General features: G+C 60.3%; 12 protein-coding genes, 1 tRNA gene and 1 pseudogene. 3 read left to right on the top strand and 11 right to left on the bottom strand.

From position 1 onward, the window contains the following. Positions 1–46: 46 nt before the first annotated feature. On the bottom strand, positions 47–1,759 hold the full coding sequence (locus tag IAE39_RS09605; RefSeq protein ID WP_201201655.1) for a SulP family inorganic anion transporter: 1,713 nt from the start codon (positions 1,757–1,759) through the stop codon (positions 47–49). 256 nt (positions 1,760–2,015) lie between these two features. On the opposite strand from IAE39_RS09605, the gene IAE39_RS09600 reads away from it, so the two are divergent. The 3 genes from IAE39_RS09600 to IAE39_RS09590 all read left to right on the top strand — a co-directional run bounded on the left by IAE39_RS09600 (position 2,016) and on the right by IAE39_RS09590 (position 6,048). After that, complete coding sequence (locus IAE39_RS09600; protein WP_201201652.1) at positions 2,016–2,522, top strand: sigma-70 family RNA polymerase sigma factor; 507 nt, start codon at positions 2,016–2,018, stop codon at positions 2,520–2,522. Beyond that, positions 2,519–3,466 carry a FecR domain-containing protein gene (locus IAE39_RS09595; protein ID WP_201201650.1) on the top strand — a complete coding sequence of 316 codons (948 nt, stop codon included), beginning with the start codon at positions 2,519–2,521 and terminating at the stop codon, positions 3,464–3,466. The genes IAE39_RS09600 and IAE39_RS09595 overlap by 4 nt, the downstream gene beginning before the upstream one ends. 179 nt (positions 3,467–3,645) lie before the next feature. Further along, complete coding sequence (locus IAE39_RS09590; RefSeq protein ID WP_201201648.1) at positions 3,646–6,048, top strand: TonB-dependent siderophore receptor; 2,403 nt, start codon at positions 3,646–3,648, stop codon at positions 6,046–6,048. A gap of 427 nt (positions 6,049–6,475) precedes the next feature. Here the strand turns inward: IAE39_RS09590 and IAE39_RS09585 are convergent. The 10 genes and pseudogenes from IAE39_RS09585 to IAE39_RS09540 all read right to left on the bottom strand — a co-directional run bounded on the left by IAE39_RS09585 (position 6,476) and on the right by IAE39_RS09540 (position 18,300). Beyond that, a pseudogene (locus IAE39_RS09585) lies at positions 6,476–8,847 on the bottom strand (TOTE conflict system archaeo-eukaryotic primase domain-containing protein). A 1,187-nt stretch (positions 8,848–10,034) separates the two neighbouring features. Then, positions 10,035–11,309, bottom strand: coding sequence for a tyrosine-type recombinase/integrase (locus tag IAE39_RS09580; RefSeq protein ID WP_201201728.1), 1,275 nt, complete (start codon positions 11,307–11,309; stop codon positions 10,035–10,037). A gap of 193 nt (positions 11,310–11,502) precedes the next feature. Further along, positions 11,503–12,603 carry a redox-regulated ATPase YchF gene (gene ychF / locus IAE39_RS09575; protein ID WP_201201642.1) on the bottom strand — a complete coding sequence of 367 codons (1,101 nt, stop codon included), beginning with the start codon at positions 12,601–12,603 and terminating at the stop codon, positions 11,503–11,505. Between the two features lie 24 nt (positions 12,604–12,627). Then, positions 12,628–13,212, bottom strand: coding sequence for an aminoacyl-tRNA hydrolase (gene pth, locus IAE39_RS09570; RefSeq protein WP_009686183.1), 585 nt, complete (start codon positions 13,210–13,212; stop codon positions 12,628–12,630). 79 nt (positions 13,213–13,291) lie between these two features. Further along, entirely contained in the window at positions 13,292–13,885 is a 594-nt protein-coding gene (locus IAE39_RS09565; protein ID WP_201201641.1) for a 50S ribosomal protein L25/general stress protein Ctc, read from the bottom strand. Positions 13,886–14,005: 120 nt separating this feature from the next. Further along, positions 14,006–14,947, bottom strand: coding sequence for a ribose-phosphate pyrophosphokinase (locus IAE39_RS09560; RefSeq protein ID WP_003247410.1), 942 nt, complete (start codon positions 14,945–14,947; stop codon positions 14,006–14,008). A 48-nt stretch (positions 14,948–14,995) separates the two neighbouring features. Beyond that, positions 14,996–15,070 (bottom strand) — tRNA-Gln (locus tag IAE39_RS09555). A gap of 21 nt (positions 15,071–15,091) precedes the next feature. Continuing rightward, complete coding sequence (ispE, locus tag IAE39_RS09550; RefSeq protein ID WP_201201640.1) at positions 15,092–15,952, bottom strand: 4-(cytidine 5'-diphospho)-2-C-methyl-D-erythritol kinase; 861 nt, start codon at positions 15,950–15,952, stop codon at positions 15,092–15,094. Positions 15,953–15,956: 4 nt separating this feature from the next. Then, complete coding sequence (gene lolB / locus IAE39_RS09545) at positions 15,957–16,574, bottom strand: lipoprotein insertase outer membrane protein LolB (protein WP_201201639.1); 618 nt, start codon at positions 16,572–16,574, stop codon at positions 15,957–15,959. 4 nt (positions 16,575–16,578) lie between these two features. Beyond that, entirely contained in the window at positions 16,579–18,300 is a 1,722-nt protein-coding gene (locus IAE39_RS09540; protein WP_201201637.1) for a tetratricopeptide repeat protein, read from the bottom strand. Between the last annotated feature and the right edge of the window lie 272 nt (positions 18,301–18,572).

Raw genomic sequence — 18,572 nt, 5'->3', positions numbered from 1 at the left:
TATTTGTGGGAGCGGGTTTACCCGCGAAGAGGCCAGCACAGGAAACCTAAGGCTGCCAGTCAACCCCACTCTCTTCCAGATAAGCATCCACCGCCGCCCCCACTGTAGGGTGAAACGCCTTCTCGCCCATATGCTCAAACAACTCGAACCGGCGCATCTTGTCCTTCACCGGGTCTTTCATCTCGGCAAACTGCAGCTCCACCCCGCGCGCTTCCAGCGCCCGGTCCAGCTCGGCCAGCATGTCCGCCGAAGTGATATCGATACTGGTCACCGGCTCGGCAGCAATCACCAGCCGTTGCACCGGGGTCGGCGATGCGTCCACTGCAGCCATCACCGTGCTCTGGAACTGCTCGGCATTGGCAAAGAACAACGGGGCATCCCAACGCAGCAGCACCAGCCCCGGAATACGTCGGGCCTGTGGATAACGTTGCACATCATGGTAACCCCGCAGCCCGTCGGCGCGGCCGAGCACCGCGTGGTGCGGCCGCCAGCCGTCCCACAGGAACTCGATCACCGACACTGTCACGGCAATACAGATGCCGGGGATCGCGCCGAACACCGCCACACCCACGAAGCAGGTAAACGACAGCCAGAACTCCCACTGCTGCATGCGGAAGATGCGCTTGAGGTCGGCAAATTCGAACAAGCCCAGCGCCGCAGCAATCACCACCGCCGCCAGGGCACTGTTGGGCAGGTGCTGCATCAGGTTGGGCGCCACCAGGAGCAAGAGGGTGACCGCCAGCGCACCAATGATGCCGGTAAGCTGGGTTTTCGAACCTGCCGCCTCGGCAACCGGTGTACGTGAAGAGCTACTGCTGATCGGGATGCCCTGGAACAGGCCCGAAGCCAGGTTGGCCACGCCCAGGCCGAACATTTCCTGGTTGGGATTGACCGGCATTTTCAGGCGTGCGGCATAGGAGCGTGACAGCACACTGGTATCGGCGAACGACACCAGTGCCACGGCGATCCCGCCCAATACTACTTCGACCAGATCGATGTCGGTGACCCAGGGGAAGACGAAAGTGGGCAGTCCCTCGGGCAATTGGCCAAGTACTTTGACGCCCATCTGGTCGAGGTTGAACAGGCTCACGGCCAGCGTCGCCAGCACCACCGCGATCAGGATGCCCGGTATGCGCTTGAATGGTTTGAGCAACAGGATCAGCACCAGGCTAGCGGCGCCGACGACAAAGCTTGGCCAGTGCCCTTGGCCGGCGAACAGCGCCTGGCCCAGGTGCCAGATGTCGCGCAACGGCCCCTCGCTGTCGACCTTGATGCCGAACAATTTGGGCAACTGGCTGATCAGTACCGTAAGGGCGATGCCGTTCATGTAGCCATAGCGGATGGGCTTGGACAGCAACTCGGTGATAAAGCCCAGGCGCAGCAGCCCGGCGATCACGCAAAAAGCCCCCGCCACCAGGGCCATCAGGCTTGCAACGGCAATCGCGCGTTGCGGGTCGCTGGCAGCGTATTGCACTACCACCGCCAGGATCGGCGCGGCCAGCGCCGAGTCTGGGCCCAGCACCAGGATGCGGCTGGGGCCGAACAGGGCATAGGCCAACAGCGGAATGATGGTGGCGTACAGGCCGTAGATTCCCGGTACCCCGGAGGCCTCGGCGTAGGCAATGCCGACCGGTATCAGCATGGTGGTGAGCACCAGGCCGGCGGCGATGTCCTTGGCCAGCCAGGCGGGCTTATAGTGGAGCAGGGTGACCAGGCCGGGCAACCAGCGTTGCCAGTCGAAGCGGGGCGATTCTGGCATGCTGCGGGCTCCAGCGGGGAGGGTGCTGAGTCACAGCTTAGATGCAGAAAAGCAGCCCCGACGATCTCGAATCTTCTACGCGGCCGTCACCCACCGCCGCGCATTCCACCGGAAAGTTCATAGAGTTGGCCGCAAAACACTCAAGAAGCGCATCCTCCTTGAAATGATCAGCCCGGTTGCAGGTTACGCCGACTATAGCGCTTCCCGTCCCCTACCTATAAGATGCGACAAGTTCTCATTAACTTCCGGTCTTCCCGTGCCCGTATCCGACACCAGCAAGCTGGGTTTGTTTTTCAGCGATCACCACCGCTGGTTGCTGCAGCACGTGCAGCGGCAGTTGAGCAACCGCCCGGATGCCGAAGACACGGCGGCCGAGACGTTCTGCCAACTGCTCACCGCGCGGGTCGACCCAACGACCATCGAACAGCCGCGTGCCTACCTGGCCACCATCGCTCGCCGGCTGATCTTCGATCGTCACCGCCGTCGGCGCCTGGAACAGGCCTATCTGGAACGCCTGTTGCTGCTCCCCGAAGCGCTGGCCCCTTCGCCAGAAGATACCCACTTGCTGCTGGAGGCCTTGCACGCTGTTGACCGCAGCCTGGCCGGCCTGCCGCTGGTGGTGAAGAAGGCCTTTCTCATGAGCCAGCTTGATGGCCTGAACTACGCAGAAATCGGCCGGCGCCTGGCGGTGTCTGAACGCACCGTGGGCCGCTACATGACCCAGGCCTTGCGCCAGTGCTACCTGAGCGGGGCGCTGCCATGAGCCGCAACGTGCTGGGGCCGGCTGCCGAACAGGCTATTGCCTGGATGGTGCGGCTGCGCTCCGGGCGTGACGCTGCCAGGCAGCAGGCGCAGTTTCAACAGTGGCTGGCGCAGGACCCGGCCAACGCCCTTGCCTGGGAGCAGATGCAGCGTGGCCTGGGCAACCATTACGAAGTTGTGCGGCGGGCACCGGCTGCGTTGCGCGATACATTGCTGCAGCCGGAAGTCGGCCGCCGCGATGTGCTGCGGGGGCTGGCCGGGCTGGGCATGCTGGGCTCCGGCCTGTGGTTTGCCGCACGCAGCGACAGTGGCCGGGCGCTGACCGCCGACCTGCGCACCGGCACAGGCGAACGCCGTAGCCTGAGGCTGGCTGATGGCAGCCGATTGACCCTGAATGCTGGCAGTGCGGTCGACCTTGATTTCACCGGCGGGCGTCGCTTGCTGCGCCTGTACAGGGGAGGGCTGGTGGTGCAGGTGGCGGCGGACCCGGCACGGCCATTCATCGTGCGCAGCGAACAGGGGGATGCCCGTGCCTTGGGTACACGGTTTCTGGTCGAGCAACTGGTGGACGCCACCCGGGTGGTGGTGCTGGAGCATGCCGTGCGCACCTCTTTGTTCAGTGGTGCCGTACTGGACCTGGCGCAAGGGCAGGCGGCGTTACTGCATAGCGGGCATATCGAATTGCTGGCAGCAGGCCAGGGCTACCGTGCCGACTGGCTGGAGGGGCGCCTCAGCGTGTTGGACGAGCCCCTGGCTGCGGTGGTCGATGCCCTGCGCCCGTATCGCTCCGGCCTGATCCGCGTCAGCCCGCAGGTGCGCCATTTGCGCGTACAGGGCGTATTCCCGCTGGATGACAGTGAACGCACGTTGGCAGCCCTGGAAGAGACCATGCCGATTCGTATTGCGCGCTATGGGGGGTGGTTAACCCTGATTGAGCCTCTGTGACCTATCAATTGCGTGCATCACGGCCGCTTTGCGGACCATCGGCGGCAAGCCAGGCTCCCACAAAACCACGACCAGCGTTTGAGATTGGCTTTTGAATGAAAATTTCTATCATTCGTGTCCGGTTTTTCCCGCTCGTCCCACTTGTCTCCTGACAACAGCAAAAACTCAGGAGTATCCACGTGTTCAAACCCTGGCCCCTCGCCCTTGCCATAGCCCTGGCCGCAGCGCCCACGGCCTTCGTCCGGGCTGACGGTTCCGCGCAGCAGCAGCTGCAGTACTTCGACTTGCCGGCTGCCAGCCTGGCGCAAACCCTCAATGCCATTGCCCGCCAAGGCAGGCAAGTCATGTCGCTTGACCCCGCTTTGGTCGCAGGCAAGCAGGCTCCGGCCGTGCAAGGTGAAATGAATGCCCTGCAAGCAGTGCAGCAGGCTTTGGTGGGCAGCGGGTTGCAGGCGATCGTTACCGGCAGCGGCACCTTCAGCGTGGTGCCGGCAGTTGACGCCAAGGGCGCACTGGAGCTGGGCGCGACCAATATCAACAGCGTCGGGTTGGGGGAAACCACCGAAGGCTCGGGCTCGTACACCACCGGCGCAGTGACCATCGGCAAGATGCCCCAGTCGCTGCGGCGCACACCGCAGTCGGTGACCGTGGTCACGCGCAAGTTGATGGACGACAAGAACCTGGTGTCGCTGGACCAGGTGATGGCCCAGACCACCGGTATCACCCGTGCCAACCGGGGTTATGGCAACCACCACTTCAGCTCCCGTGGGTTCGACATCACCGACGACAGCTACATGGTCGACGGCGTGGCCGGGCAGGCCTACGCCTACACCGGCTGGATGATCCCCGACATGGCGGTGTTCGACCGCGTCGAAGTGCTGCGTGGCGCGTCCGGCCTGCTGGTGGGGGCGGGCAACCCGGGCGGGGCGGTCAACCTGGTGCGCAAGCGCCCGACCAGCGAGCCGCGTTTTTCCGTGACCACCCGCGCCGGTTCGTGGGACAACTACCGCCTGGACCTGGATGCCAGCGGCCGCTTGAACCCGCAAGGGTCGTTGCGCGGCCGCGTGGTGGCCTCCTACGAGGACCGTGGCTACTTCACCGATGTCAGCAAGTCCAAGCGGCCGTTGCTGTACGGTATCGTCGAAGGCGACCTGAGCGATGCCACCACCGTGGCCTTGGGTTTGCGCCGGCAAACCTCACGCATCGACGGCTACAGCGTACTGGGCCTGCCGACCAACCCAGACGGCAGCAACCCGCACCTCAAGCGTTCCACCTTCCTGGGCCAGGATTGGGCGAAGCTGCAGACGCGCACCGACGAAGTGTTCGCCGACCTGAATCACCGCTTCAACGATGACTGGAGCGGCAAGCTGGCCGTTTCCCATTCCGAAAGCGGCTACAACCGCAGTGCGATCGAGTGGAGTGCAGAGGACACGCTGGAGTACGGTAGCCCGACCGGCCCGATGATAAACGACACCAATTTTCACAAGTTCGATGCTACGAACAATGCGGTCGATGGCCACCTGGACGGCGATTTCCAAGCCTTCGGCCTGAGCCATCAGCTGTCGCTGGGGGCCAACTGGTCCAGGCGCAAGATGAATGACAAGGACGCCACGGTCAAACTGGATAGCCCCATCCCGCTCAATGTGTTCGACCCGGACCACAGCATTGTCCCAGAGCCTTCGCGGCAGGGCTGGAACTACAACGACGACACCATAGACACCCGTTACGGTACCTACCTTAATGCTCGCCTGCACATGACCAAAGACCTGAGCCTGGTGCTGGGCGGCCGCCTGAGCTGGTACAAGACCGAAGCCTGGGACGGGGCGTTGAAGAACACCAATGAACAGAAGCACGAATTCACACCTTTTGTCGGTGCGATCTACGACCTGGATGACAATTGGTCGCTGTACGCCAGCTACGCTGACATCTTCATGCCGCAAGCCAGCTACCGCAGTGCCGGTGGCAAGCTGCTCGACCCGGCCATTGGCTCCAATTATGAAACCGGCATCAAGGGCGAGCTGTTCGACAAACGCTTGAACCTGTCGTTTGCGCTGTTCTACATCGAACAGGAAGACGTCGCCGCCCGCGACTATGCCAATGACGGCAATTGCCCGAACGACTCGGCTGGCAGGTGCTATGTGAACAGCGATGGCATCAGCCGCAGCAAAGGCTTCGAGGCCGAAGCCAGTGGCGAGTTGTTGCCGGGGCTGCAAGTGGCAGCAGGCTACACCTTCAACACCACGCAATCGGAGAACGGCGGGCCGATCTCGGCGCAAACCCCCAAACACCTGTTGCGGGTCAACACCAACTACACCCTGCCAGGGCAATGGAACCGCTTCAGTGTCGGTGGTGGCGTGTCGGCACAGTCGCACTATTACGACGCCTACAACGGCGTGAGCAACAGTGGCCGGGCGGTGTTCGATGCCCGTGCGGCGTACAAGCTCGACCAGCACTGGACGGTGGGTGTGGATGTAGAGAACCTGCTGGACCGCAAGTACTTCGACTCCACCGGCTACTGGACCCGTGGCACCACCTACGGCACGCCGCGCAGCTACATGCTGACCTTGCGAGGGGATTTTTGACCTTTCGACATAATGCAGTTCCTGTAGGAGGCCGCCCAGCCCTTTGCGTTGCGCTGTCGCGCAGAGAACTGAGTTCGCAAGCGATCCGCATACCCTGTGGGAGCGGCTTTAGCCGCGAAGAATCCAACGTGGTGCATGGCACCGGCTGCGCCGGTGTTCGCGGCTAAAGCCGCTCCTACAGGTCGGGTGCATGCCTTATAAAGCAGCAAAAAAACAAAACCCCTTGAGGCATTGGCCTCAAGGGGTTTGTGGTTACTGCAGGCTACCGCTTAGACGTTAAACCAGAAGTCATTGGGTGCAGGCCTTATGAAGTCCGGATTTGGGTGCTATCAAGCTGGATGTGTACCCGCTTTGAAACCCGCTTTTGAAGATGCTTATGGTTTCGCGATTACAAAGGAGTGGTGCCCTATGAACCGTCGAATCACGTTTAAAGTAGATCCATGGTAACTAGGGCGTCGGCCATACGGTAGCCCATCGCTTTGTAACCTGCTTGGCGCTTATCCCACATTCTCATCAGCGCGACATTACCCTCGTCAACGAAGTCGATCACTCGCACGTCGGCTTTGTCGGCATGCGATCGATGCAACCGTCCTGCATACTGCTGGAGGATTCCCTTCCATGAGATAGGCATTGCCAGAACCAGCGTGTCCAATGGCGGATGATCGAAGCCTTCACCCACTAGCTTTCCCGTCGCCAAGAGTACTCGTGGTGCGTCAGGCGGGAGGCACTCAAGCTCATGCATACGGGCAATTCGTTGTTTTTTAGGCACTCGCCCATGAAGTGTGAAAAGGTTGTTCACGCGCTGCTTCAACTCCAACTCCAAGGTATCCACATGCTCCGTCCGCTCTGTTAGCACCAGAATTTTTCTACCTTGGCTGTACGCCAGCTCGATCTCCGAGACGATTTTGGCTGTGCGCTCAGAGTCGTCTGCTAACTTCCGAAAAACGTCTTGGATTCCAGAACCGTCGGGGACCACCACAGGTTTTGGCAGCAGTCGAGGTACGACAGATAGATCATGAGGTGCGCTCGCCGGTCGAGCGGCAGAGTGTCGGATCGGTCCGCATTGCATGAAAATGATTGGCTGTTGCCCATCTCGTCGCACTGGAGTTGCCGTGAGGCCCAGCACGTATCGCGCAGTCGCGGTTCTCAGTAGTGCCTCGAATGACACTGCTGACAGGTGATGACACTCATCGACGATAATTTGCCCGTAGTTTTTTACGTGATCGCTGATCTCACCTTTTCGCGATAACGATTGCATTACGGCAATATCGATGATGCCTGTAGGTTTTGCTTTTCCGCCCCCAATCGTTCCGACCACACCCTTGCCAACACCCAAGAACGCTTGCACGCGTTCTTGCCACTGTCTTAATAATTCGGTCCGATGCACAAGTATTAATGTGTTAACGCCACGTCTAGCAATCAATGCAGCTGCGCTGACCGTTTACCGAACGCCGTAGGTGCGCAAAGAATTCCGGTATCATGATTCAGCATTTTGCCGATGGCATCTTCCTGGTCTGGACGCAAGGTCCCGAGGAAACTCACGTCAATCGGGTCACCGGCGAAGCGTTCATCTTGAAACTCAGGGGAGATGCCATTTACCCCTAGCAGCTCCAGTGCAGAATCCAAGCAGCCACGTGGCAGCGCAATATGTTTGGGGAAGTTCTGGGCGCAACCGATTATTCTCGGCTTGTTCCACACCGACATGCGCATGGCTTGAGCTTTGTAGAATTCGGGATTTTGAAACGCGGCTAGTCGGACAAGCTGGTTTGCTAATGGTTGCGGCAACGCCGACTTTTCAAAGTAAATCATGTTAGCCAGCGTGACGTTGATAGAGGCTGGCAATGGGCACGTCAATTTTGGTGACTTTGACTCACGAGCCTTCCAAGGTTCTGCATCTCCGTCGTCGTCAACATACATGACTCCTGTAGGGTCCTGCTTCCCCATCGCTTGGGTGACAACGAACGGAATATCCTCCGGAGGCATTTTCTGAACCGATGCTAAGAAGGCCCACTGATCGAGATAAGGTTCAAGTTCGCTGTCGACAAAAACGCTGTTGTTGTGAGCTCTGGCTCGCTTTTGCAATGGAAGCGCGATGAGATTTCCGAAGCCGCCTTTAGGCATGTAGTCCTGATTTGGGAACAACCGATCATAAGAAGTGAGTGCCAATTGACGTGTACGTTCACATGCATGGCTGATGATTGCCGCACCAAGACGTCGGGCATCATGAGCGGGAACACTTTGCTTGAAGAAAATCCAGCAATGAGCGCCTTTACCTGAACGGGATATTTCCAGTGCCATTGGCACGTTCAGTTCATGACACGACTGAGCGAAGGCTCGTGCGTCATCACGCCATTCGGCTTCATCAAAGTCGACCGCCAGAAGATAGCAGGTGTCATCCGGGAGCAGAGGATAGATGCCAATAACCACTTCACCAGCTAGATGGCGATAAACGACGTCATCGGTGAGAGGGAGTAGCTGACGATTACCGCAGTCGCCGCATTTAATTCGGGGCTTTTCACAAACGCCAGGTTTCCATTCATTTGCGCAGGCGGGTGTGTATCCTGATTTGCCTGCCTTGCTTTCCCAGCGAATTGGATAAACGTCTGCCCTACCACGAAACAAGCTCCGGAATAGGGCAAGCTTTGCTTCTGTGCCGAATTGTTGTGTGTGTTCTGCTTGAACAACCTCGATCCTGACTGGCTCGGCCGGCAGACGCCAATCGATGCCATGAGCATCCAGCAAGGCGACCAATCTTGCATTCTCAGCCTTTAGCTTCGCCACCAGGCTAGTATCTATCACCGTCTTCAGCCTCTACGTCCCAGGTGAAGCTTGTAGCCTCTCGCTACAATCCTCAGTGAACCAGTAAGCGTAGAGGTTACCAAACAATAGCCCTTGTGATGACGAGGTGTCCAACCTCAGGTTTTCGTGAAGCTTGAAAGGGGCCGGCTTCGCTAGTCTTGGGACTGACCCTCCATCCACCTCGCGTTTCAACTACAGCCATGATCTGTGTCCTCTCTTAGCTAGCCTTAAGTCCATCCTCACGTCATCTCGCCAAGAATGCTGAGTGTTATCAGGGATCAAGGCCCCTGCGACCTGTGAGGGTGTCCACTGACGCGGGACTGGCGGCTCCTTACGACCAGGAGCAAGGGCATCTCATGATCTGGCCTCCTGAGCACCGTTACCGGTGGGCGGGTGGAGGCTGCATTGGCTGACGAGACCAGTGCCGCGAGATCCTGAGCCAGGTGCAAGCAGCACAGCGATGACCGGGGCATGCCTGACTGTCAGTCAGGTGCAGTCCATTCCCTGGGCTGCGGCACCATCATCTACAGCGCTGTTGCTGGTGACATCGGCGTTTGTCACGCCGATTGTCACGAGGGGGATTGCCGCAAAGCCATGTGCGATCAGGGCTGCAGCAGTGTCAGGAGCGCCCGTCTCTTTTCTGGAAAAAGAGACGGGCGCAAGTTGGCGCAAGAATCGGCCAAGCGATTAGGTTGCTGCAGGACAGCGCAGTACGGTGTAGCTGGCGCACGAGGGCCATGAGGTTAAAGAGCACCCATCACCGGGAAGGTGACCGGGCGAGCTGCCGGATGCTAATCGCCCTTGGGAGAACCACCGCATAAAGCGGCGTGACGTTGAAGGTTCGGGTCACCTGGGTGCTGCCAGCGGCAGCGCTTCGAGGCTTCTTTCTAGCGCCGGTGGGATGGCTGGGTCAATCAAGTTAGGCACTGCTCATTGCGCCAAAATTCGATAGCGGAAAGAGGTAGCCGTGAGTGGTGGTGAGTGGACGATGGGCCGTTTGTCGCCTTCTTGATGCGAGCCCCTGTGCATGGGAATGCGGAGCCTTCCTATGCGCAGGGACTTTGACTGAAAAGCCGTCGTTCACGTCGTACCACGGCGACAGTCGCCACCGATGTCGCCTGCTGCCGGCCAAGTCGCACGTGGGATGTCGCCAGTGTCGCCGCTGTCGCCACACCGTGGACGCGTCATTATCGGGCCATGCTCTTGGTGATCGGCGTAATATTCGTTTCCCCGCGCATCCATGCGTCGAGCATATCTGCCCACTGCTGCATCATGACTGTGCGATCTGCCAAGTATTCCGCCTGATTGTAGGTGCGTCGCACCGCGTTCGGTTCAGCATGGGCAAGTTGACGCTCAATCCAGTCTCCCGGATAGCCCAATTCATTGAGGCGGGTGCTCCCCGTGGTCCTGGTGGCATGAGGGCTGTACTTCCCACTCCAGCCCAGGGATTTCAGCATCTGGCGAAACGACGCCGCGACCATGGGTTTCGAGCGTTCATCTCGATGGGGGAAGAGGTGCTCGTATTTGCCAGTGACGGTTTGCAAGCCTCGTAACATTGCGACAGCCTGAGTTGGCAGGGGCACGTTGTGTTCTTTACGCTTCTTCATTCGCTCGGCCGGGATACGCCAGCGAGCTGCATCCAGGTCGAACTCTGCCCAGCGGGCTTCGACTGCTTCATTGGGTCTGCATAGCGTCAGCCACATCAGGCGAAAGGCGATTTCTGTTTCATGACGCCCGCAGTGGCCTTCCACGTCGCGTAAAAGCTGGCCAATTTCATCGGTTGTTAGCGGACGTTTGTGCTGAGTTTTGTTAGCGGGCAGGGCGCGGCGGACTGGATAGACCGGGTCTGTATCTGCTCGCAGCGTCGAGACGGCGAGTTCGAAAATACCGGACATGCTCCGTTTAGCCGCCGCAGCGACCGTCAGGCCGTTTTTCTTGGCGGAAGTAGTGAGCACATCAAGGATGTGGGCGGGGGTAATGCTCTTGATCGGCCACGGAGCAATCTTCGGGAACACTACGCGTTCGAGCATTTCCAGACGCTTGACCTTGGTGATGTCTTCCCAGTCTTTGAGTGCCAGCCACTCCCGCGCGACCGCCTCGAATGTAGTGGCGTTGTCTTGCTGCTGCTTGATGCGTAGCAGTTGTCGATGTCTGGCGGGATTGATGCCTTGTTTCACCAGGTCTCGGGCCTTGAGACGTTCTTCGCGTGCTTCTGCCAGGGTAAAGCGTCGACCTTTACGACGTGCCAGGGCGTCTTCATCACTCTCGCCACGGGGCGCAATGGCATAGTCACCCACCGCGAAGGTGCTTTCCTTGGTGGTGTCTGTGATACGGATACTGAATCGGTAGCGCCACGCTTTGGTGCCGTTGGGTTTGACCTCGAGATACAGGCCTTTTCCATCCGTGAGTTTGTAAGGTTTGTCCTTGGGCTTCGCGGTGCGGCATTGGGTATCAGTAAGCATCGTCTGATCTCCGGTTTTCGCCATACCCGGTTTTTGAAATCGGGTTATGGGCGTCGTACCCGGAAGAGTAGTCAACGAACGCTCGGATCTCAATGGATGAAAATGGTGGCCCAAAAACACAAAACCCCCGTATCGCCTGACGATCACGGGGGTTTTGAAGTCTTTCAAGTACCGTGGAATTCCACGGCATCCATCAGACGTTGAAGCGGAAGTGCATCACGTCACCGTCCTTGACGATGTAGTCCTTGCCTTCCAAACGCCATTTACCGGCTTCCTTGGCACCGCTCTCACCCTTGAACTGGATGAAGTCGTCATAGGCCACCACTTCAGCGCGGATGAAGCCTTTTTCGAAGTCGGTGTGGATAACCCCGGCCGCTTGCGGTGCGGTGGCACCGACGCGGACGGTCCAGGCGCGTACTTCCTGCACGCCGGCAGTGAAGTAGGTCTGCAGGTTCAGCAGCTCGTAACCGGCGCGGATCACGCGGTTCAGGCCAGGCTCTTCCAGGCCCAGGGCCTCGAGGAACATGTCTTTCTCTTCGCCATCATCCAGCTCGGCGATTTCCGCTTCGATCTTGTTGCACACCGGCACCACCACCGCGCCTTCTTCCTCGGCGATGGCCTTGACCACGTCCAGGTGCGGGTTATTGTCGAAGCCGTCTTCGGCGACGTTGGCGATGTACATCACTGGCTTGCTGGTCAGCAGGTGGAAGCCACGGATAACGGCTTTTTCGTCGTCAGCCATGTGCTTCATCAGGCTGCGTGCAGGCTTGCCTTCGGTGAAGTGCGGAATCAGCTTTTCCAGGATGGCCTTCTGCGCCAGGGCTTCCTTGTCGCCGCCCTTGGCGTTGCGGGCAACCTTCTGCAGCTGCTTCTCGCAGCTGTCGAGGTCGGCGAAGATCAGCTCGAGGTCGATGATCTCGATGTCACGCTTGGGGTCGACGCTGTTGGAGACGTGGATCACGTTCTCGTCTTCGAAGCAGCGCACAACGTGGGCAATGGCGTCGGTCTCGCGGATGTTGGCGAGGAACTTGTTGCCCAGGCCTTCGCCTTTCGAGGCACCAGCCACCAGTCCGGCGATGTCGACGAATTCCATGGTGGTTGGCAGGATGCGGTTAGGCTTGACGATCTCAGCCAGCGCAGCCAGGCGCGCATCGGGCATCGGCACGATGCCGCTGTTCGGCTCGATGGTGCAGAAAGGGAAGTTCTCCGCCGCGATGCCAGACTTGGTCAGGGCGTTGAACAGGGTGGACTTGCCGACGTTGGGCAGGCCGACGATGCCGCAATTGAAACCCATGGGTATTCCCCTCTCTAAAGGAAATCAGGCCTTCTGGCTGTGCAGCTCGCGCATTGCCTTGGCGAAGTCGCCGGCAAGCACGTCCGGCAGCACGCCGAGGGCAAAATCGATGCTGGCGTCGAGCTTCTCCTGCTCGGCGCGCGGTGCGCGACCCAGGACGAAGTTGGAGACCAGTTTGGCGTCACCCGGGTGGCCGATGCCAAGCCGCAGGCGGTGGAAGTCGTTCTGGTTGCCGAGCTGCGCAATGATGTCGCGCAGGCCGTTGTGCCCCCCATGGCCGCCGCCGCGCTTGAGCTTGGCAACGCCCGGAGGCAGGTCGAGTTCGTCGTGCGCCACCAGAATTGCTTCCGGCTTGATGCGGAAGAAATTGGCCAAGGCCGCCACGGCCTGGCCGCTACGGTTCATGTAGGTGGTGGGGATCAACAAACGAACGTCGTTGCCCTGATGGCTGAACTTAGCCGTCAGGCCGAAATATTTTTTGTCAGCGGTCAGCGAAACACGCTGGGCGCTGGCAATGCGTTCAACGAAAAGAGCCCCTGCGTTATGCCGGGTCTGTTCGTATTCGGGGCCGGGGTTACCCAGGCCAACGATCAACTGGATGGCGGTCACGTCAGGGGCTCTTCCTTGGAGTTGGTGGGTTACGGTGCGCGCGGCACTGTAACCCGATCAACGCCGGCGTGCGAGTGGATTACTCGGCAGCGCCTTCTGCTTCTGGAGCAACGCGTGGAGCGTGAACGTTGGCAACAGCTTTGTCATCACCGTGGGCCAGAGCTACGAACTCTACCCCTTTCGGAGCTTTCAGGTCCGACAGGTGGATGATGGTGCCGATTTCAGCGTTGGCCAGGTCGACTTCGATGAACTCAGGCAGGTCTTTGGCTTCGCAGGAAACTTCGATCTGCGATTCAACGTGCGAGATCTCGCCGCCTTTCTTGACCGGTGCTTCTTCGTTGATGAAGTGCACTGGAACAACAGCGGTCAGCTTCTGGCCAGCAACGACGCGAACGAAGTCGGCGTGCATGATGAAGCCTTTGGCTGGGTGGCGCTGCATGGCCTTGACGATGACGTTCTGCTTGGCGCCGTCGACGTTCAGTTCGATAACGTGGCTGAAGGCAGCTTCGTTTTCGAACAGTTTGGCGATTTCCTTGGCCACGATGGTCAGGGATTGGGCTTCTTTATCGCCACCGTAAACTACGGCAGGGATGCTGGCGGCGTGACGCAGGCGGCGGCTCGCACCTTTCCCCAGGTCAGTACGCGCTTGGGCGTTCAGGATGAAATCAGTCATTTTACTTCTCCAAAATAGCCTCCCGAATGGCGTTTGCGACCAGCGCCAGACGGGGATGGCAAAAAAGCCCCGCCCCAACACAGGTTGGGGCGGGGCGCTTCACATCAACACGAGTTCCGCTTAGCGGAACATCGCGCTGATCGATTCTTCGTTGCTGATGCGGCGGACCGCTTCAGCGACAACCGGTGCGATATCCAGCTGGCGGATACGGTCACAGGCTTGAGCAGCGGCGGACAGCGGAACGGTGTTGGTCACCACCAGCTCGTCCAGTACCGACTTCTCGATGTTCTCGATCGCGCGGCCCGATAGGACAGGGTGCGTGCAGTAGGCATAAACCTTGGCAGCGCCGTGTTCTTTCAGGGCTTTGGCCGCGTGGCACAGGGTGCCGGCGGTGTCGACCATGTCGTCTACCAGGATGCAGGTGCGCCCTTCGACGTCGCCGATGATGTGCATAACCTCGGAGTGGTTAGCCTTTTCGCGGCGTTTGTCGATGATACCCAGGTCGACGCCCAGGGACTTGGCGACGGCGCGTGCACGCACAACACCACCGATGTCCGGGGAGACAATCATCAGGTTCTCGAAACGCTGGTCTTCGATGTCGTCGACCAGTACGGGCGAGCCGTAGATGTTGTCGACGGGAATATCGAAGAAGCCTTGGATCTGGTCAGCGTGCAGGTCGACGGTGAGTACACGGTCGATACCTACGACAGTGAGCATGTCAGCAACGACTTTGGCGCTGATGGCTACACGTGCCGAACGCGGACGGCGGTCCTGGCGGGCATATCCGAAGTAAGGAATCACGGCGGTGATTCGGGAGGCTGAGGAGCGGCGGAAGGCGTCGGCCATCACTACCAGTTCCATCAGGTTATCGTTGGTCGGGGCACAAGTCGGCTGAATAATGAAAACGTCTTTACCACGAACATTTTCATTGATCTCAGTACTGATCTCGCCGTCGGAGAACTTACCGACAGAGACGTCACCGAGAGGGATATGCAGCTGACGTACGACACGCCGAGCCAGATCGGGGTTAGCGTTCCCCGTAAAGACCATCATCTTGGACACGCGCAGTACCTGAAGGCTGAGGGTATACCTGGATGAGTATAAGGAAAATGGCAGGGGCGGCTGGATTCGAACCAACGCATGGCAGGATCAAAACCTGCTGCCTTACCGCTTGGCGACGCCCCTGTATCTGTTGCTTGCGAACACTTATGTGCTCGACTTCTTGACCAGACTTTGCAGCTTGCGATGCAACATCGAAATATTGCTTCCTTTCGCCACAAACCCTGTTTGGGTCGCTGAAAGAAGGGCCAGAACTTTATCAGCTTCGGCTTTGCTTGGGAAGGCCCCAAACACACAACTTCCAGTGCCGGTTAGTCGAGCCTCAGTGAATTTTCCCAGTGAATTCAACGCATTGCGAACTTCTGGGTAATTCTGCTCTACCACCGGTTGGCAGTCATTTCGACTGTTTCCCTTGGGAACGGGGCGCATCTTAAGGGGGAGTGAATCACGTGTCAACTGTGGATGTGAAAAAATTTCTACTGTGCTGACAGACACTTGCGGCACCAGCACGACATACCAGGGCTCGATCGGGTCGACCGGGGTCAGTTGCTCGCCCACGCCCTGGGCGAACGCTGCATGGCCGCGCACGAATACCGGCACGTCGGCGCCCAGGCTCAGGCCCAGTGCGGCCAGGCGGTCTTCGTCCCAGCCCAGCTGCCACAGGTGGGCGAGGGCCAGCAGGGTAGTGGCGGCATCCGAGCTGCCGCCACCGATGCCGCCACCCATGGGCAGCACCTTGGTCAGCCAGATGTCGACGCCAAGCGTAGTACCGGATTGCGCCTGCAGCTTGCGCGCGGCCCGCACGATCAGGTTGTTGTCGTGCGGTACGGCCTCGATCTCGGTGTGCAGGCGGATCACGCCATCGTCACGCAGGGCGAAAGTCAGCTCGTCAGCGTGGTCGAGAAACTGGAACACGGTTTCCAGCTCGTGGTAGCCGTCGGCGCGGCGACCGATGATGTGCAGCCACAGGTTGAGCTTGGCCGGGGCCGGCAGGGTGAGCTTTTGCATGGGATCAGTGCCCCAGCTGGCGCGGTTGCCAGTCCTTGACCACCAGGGTCACGTCCAGGTCCTTGCCGTGCAGCTTCAGGCGCTCGGGCAGCCAGTAGCCGTTCTGCTCGGTGTAACTCAGGTACTGCACCTGCCAGCCATCCTGGTCAAGGCTGGCCAGGCGGCTGTCGCCGTCCAGGGTCAGCTTGCTCTTGCTGTCAGGGGCGGGCAGGCCGCGCACCCACCAGACCAGGTGCGAAACCGGCAGTTTCCAGCCTAGTTGTTCCTCCAGCAGGGCTTCGGGGCTGGTGGCTTCGTAGCGGCCCTGGTTGGCCACTTCCAGCACCACGCCGCCGGGGCGGCCGGTCAGGCGTGCGGCGCCACGGCCCAGCGGGCCGGCCAGGCGAATGTCGTAGTAGTCCTGGCGTTGCAGCCAGAACAGCGTGCCGCTGCCGGAGTCGCGCGGGGCGCGGATGCCGACCTTGCCGTTGATCTGCCAGCCGTCGAGGCTGCTCAACTGCTCTTTATGGGCGCGCCACTGCTGCGGGTCGCCGTGGCCCTGCAGGGCCTCACGGCTACCGAAGCCGGCACAACCGGCCAGCAGGGCGATCAGGGTGAAGGTGATGCAATGGCGCAGGAACATGGCGTTAAAGGGTCTCGGATCCGGTCAGGCGCAGGATGGTCTTGCGCAGGATGGGGCTGTCGGGCTGGGCTTCGAAGCCCTTGGCCCAGACCTGGCGGGCTTCACGGCGCTTGCCGTTGGCCCACAGCACTTCGCCCAGGTGGGCAGCCACTTCGTGGTCGGGGAAGTTGGCAAAGGCCTGGCGCAGGTAGGTTTCAGCCGCGTCGAGGTTGCCCTGGCGATAGTTGACCCAGCCCAGGCTGTCGAGTACCGCCGGGTCGTCCGGGGTCAACTGGTGAGCTTTGTCGATCAGCGCCTGGGCTTCTGCATAGCGGGTGGTGCGGTCGGCCAGGGTGTAGCCCAGGGCGTTCAGGGCCATGGCGTTTTCCGGCTCGCGGGCGATGATGGCGCGCAGGTCTTTTTCCATCTGCGCCAGGTCGTCGCGCTTTTCGGCCAGCATGGCGCGGGTGTAAAGCAGGTTGAGGTCGTCCGGGTAGCGCTGGATGGCTTGCTGCAGCACCTGGCTGGCCTGGGCGTCCTTGTTGTTGTTGCTGTAGCTTTCCGATTCGATCAGGTACAGCTGGATGGCGTAGTCGGGCTGTGCTTCGCGGGCTTCGGCGAGCAGCCGCGAGGCCTCGCTGCTGCGGCCGTTGGCGATCAGGATGTCGGCCTGGCGCAGTTGCGCCGCCAGGTAGTCAGGGCCGGGGCCGACCAGGGCGTATTCACGCAGGGCGCCCGCTGGGTCGTGGCGCTCTTCGCGGATGCGGCCCAGGTTGAGGTGAGCGGCGTCGACGTTGCTGTCGCGCTCGACCAGTTCCTGCAGATAACCTTCGGCTTCGTCCCAGTCCTTGTTTTCCAGGCACACCAAGGCCAGCGAGTAGCGCAGCTCGTCATCATCGGGGTATTGCTGGACCAGGCTGAAGAACTCGGCCTTGGCGTCGGCGATGCGGTCCTGCTCGACCAGGGTGCGGGCGTAGGTCAGGCGCAGGCGCTTGTCGTCCGGGTTGTCACGAATGGCCCCGCGCAGCAGCGGCAGGGCCTCCGGGCCACGGTCCAGGGCCTGCAGCAGGCGGGCGCGCAGCAGTACCGGGGCGATTTCACCGTTTTGCGGCGGGTGTGACTCCAGCAACTCCAGGGCTTCTTCGGTCTTGCCGTCCTGGTTCAGCAGCAGGGCCTTGCCGAACACCAGCTGGCTGTTGTCCGGGTACTTCGCCAGCAGGCGCTCGAAGCTTTGCAGCAGGCCGTCGCGGGTGCTCTGGTCGGTTTCGGCGGCAGACAGGGCAAGGAAATCGAAATGGGTATCGCCTTGGCCTTGCAGCACCTTTTCCATGTACGCCATGGAGTCGTCATAGCGGCCAGCGCGGGCCAGCTGGATGGCAGCGGCGCGCTGGGCGTCGAGGTTCTGTGGGTCGTTGCGGGCCCAGACCAAGGCGTTATCCAGTGCTGGCTCGTCGGCGCCGAGGTATTCGGCTATGCGGTAGGCGCGTTCGGAGACCCCGGGGTCCTGGGTTTTCGCGGCCTGGTCGGTGTAGTTGGCCAGGGCGATGTCGAAGCGGTTGCGCTGGCCGGCCAGCTCCGCCACTAAAAGGCTATAGAGCGTGTCCTGCTTGAACGAGCCATACACCACGGGCTTTTCCGCCTCGCCCTTGCCGGCTTCGGCGACGGGAGGCTCGTCCTTTTGCGGGACCAGGCTCTGGCAGCCCTGGAGCAGGGCGAAGGCAAGCAGCAATGCGTATGGTTTGTTCATAGAAGGCTTATTGGGGGACTCACCGGCGGTCGGAGCATGATGACACAAGCGCGGTGGCAAACCCACCTGCGAAGGTATGAAGCTATGCTTAGCACATGCAGACCGCGACAGGCGCGGGTGGTTCGTTGCAGAGCATTTCGCGACACTTGCGCCGGGTATTTTTGCCCTTGCCCTTGCTTCAGCTTTTGATTTTGCTTCTAAGCGCGCGATGGTCCAGGCAACGCCGATTGCGACTTCAGGAGGCCGAGCGAAGGGCATGCGGAGGGAGGTGA

Source organism: Pseudomonas sp. S37, from assembly GCF_016658545.1.
Lineage (GTDB): Bacteria > Pseudomonadota > Gammaproteobacteria > Pseudomonadales > Pseudomonadaceae > Aquipseudomonas.
Note: the sequence above shows the minus strand (reverse complement) of the source record. Positions and strands in the feature narration are given on the sequence as shown.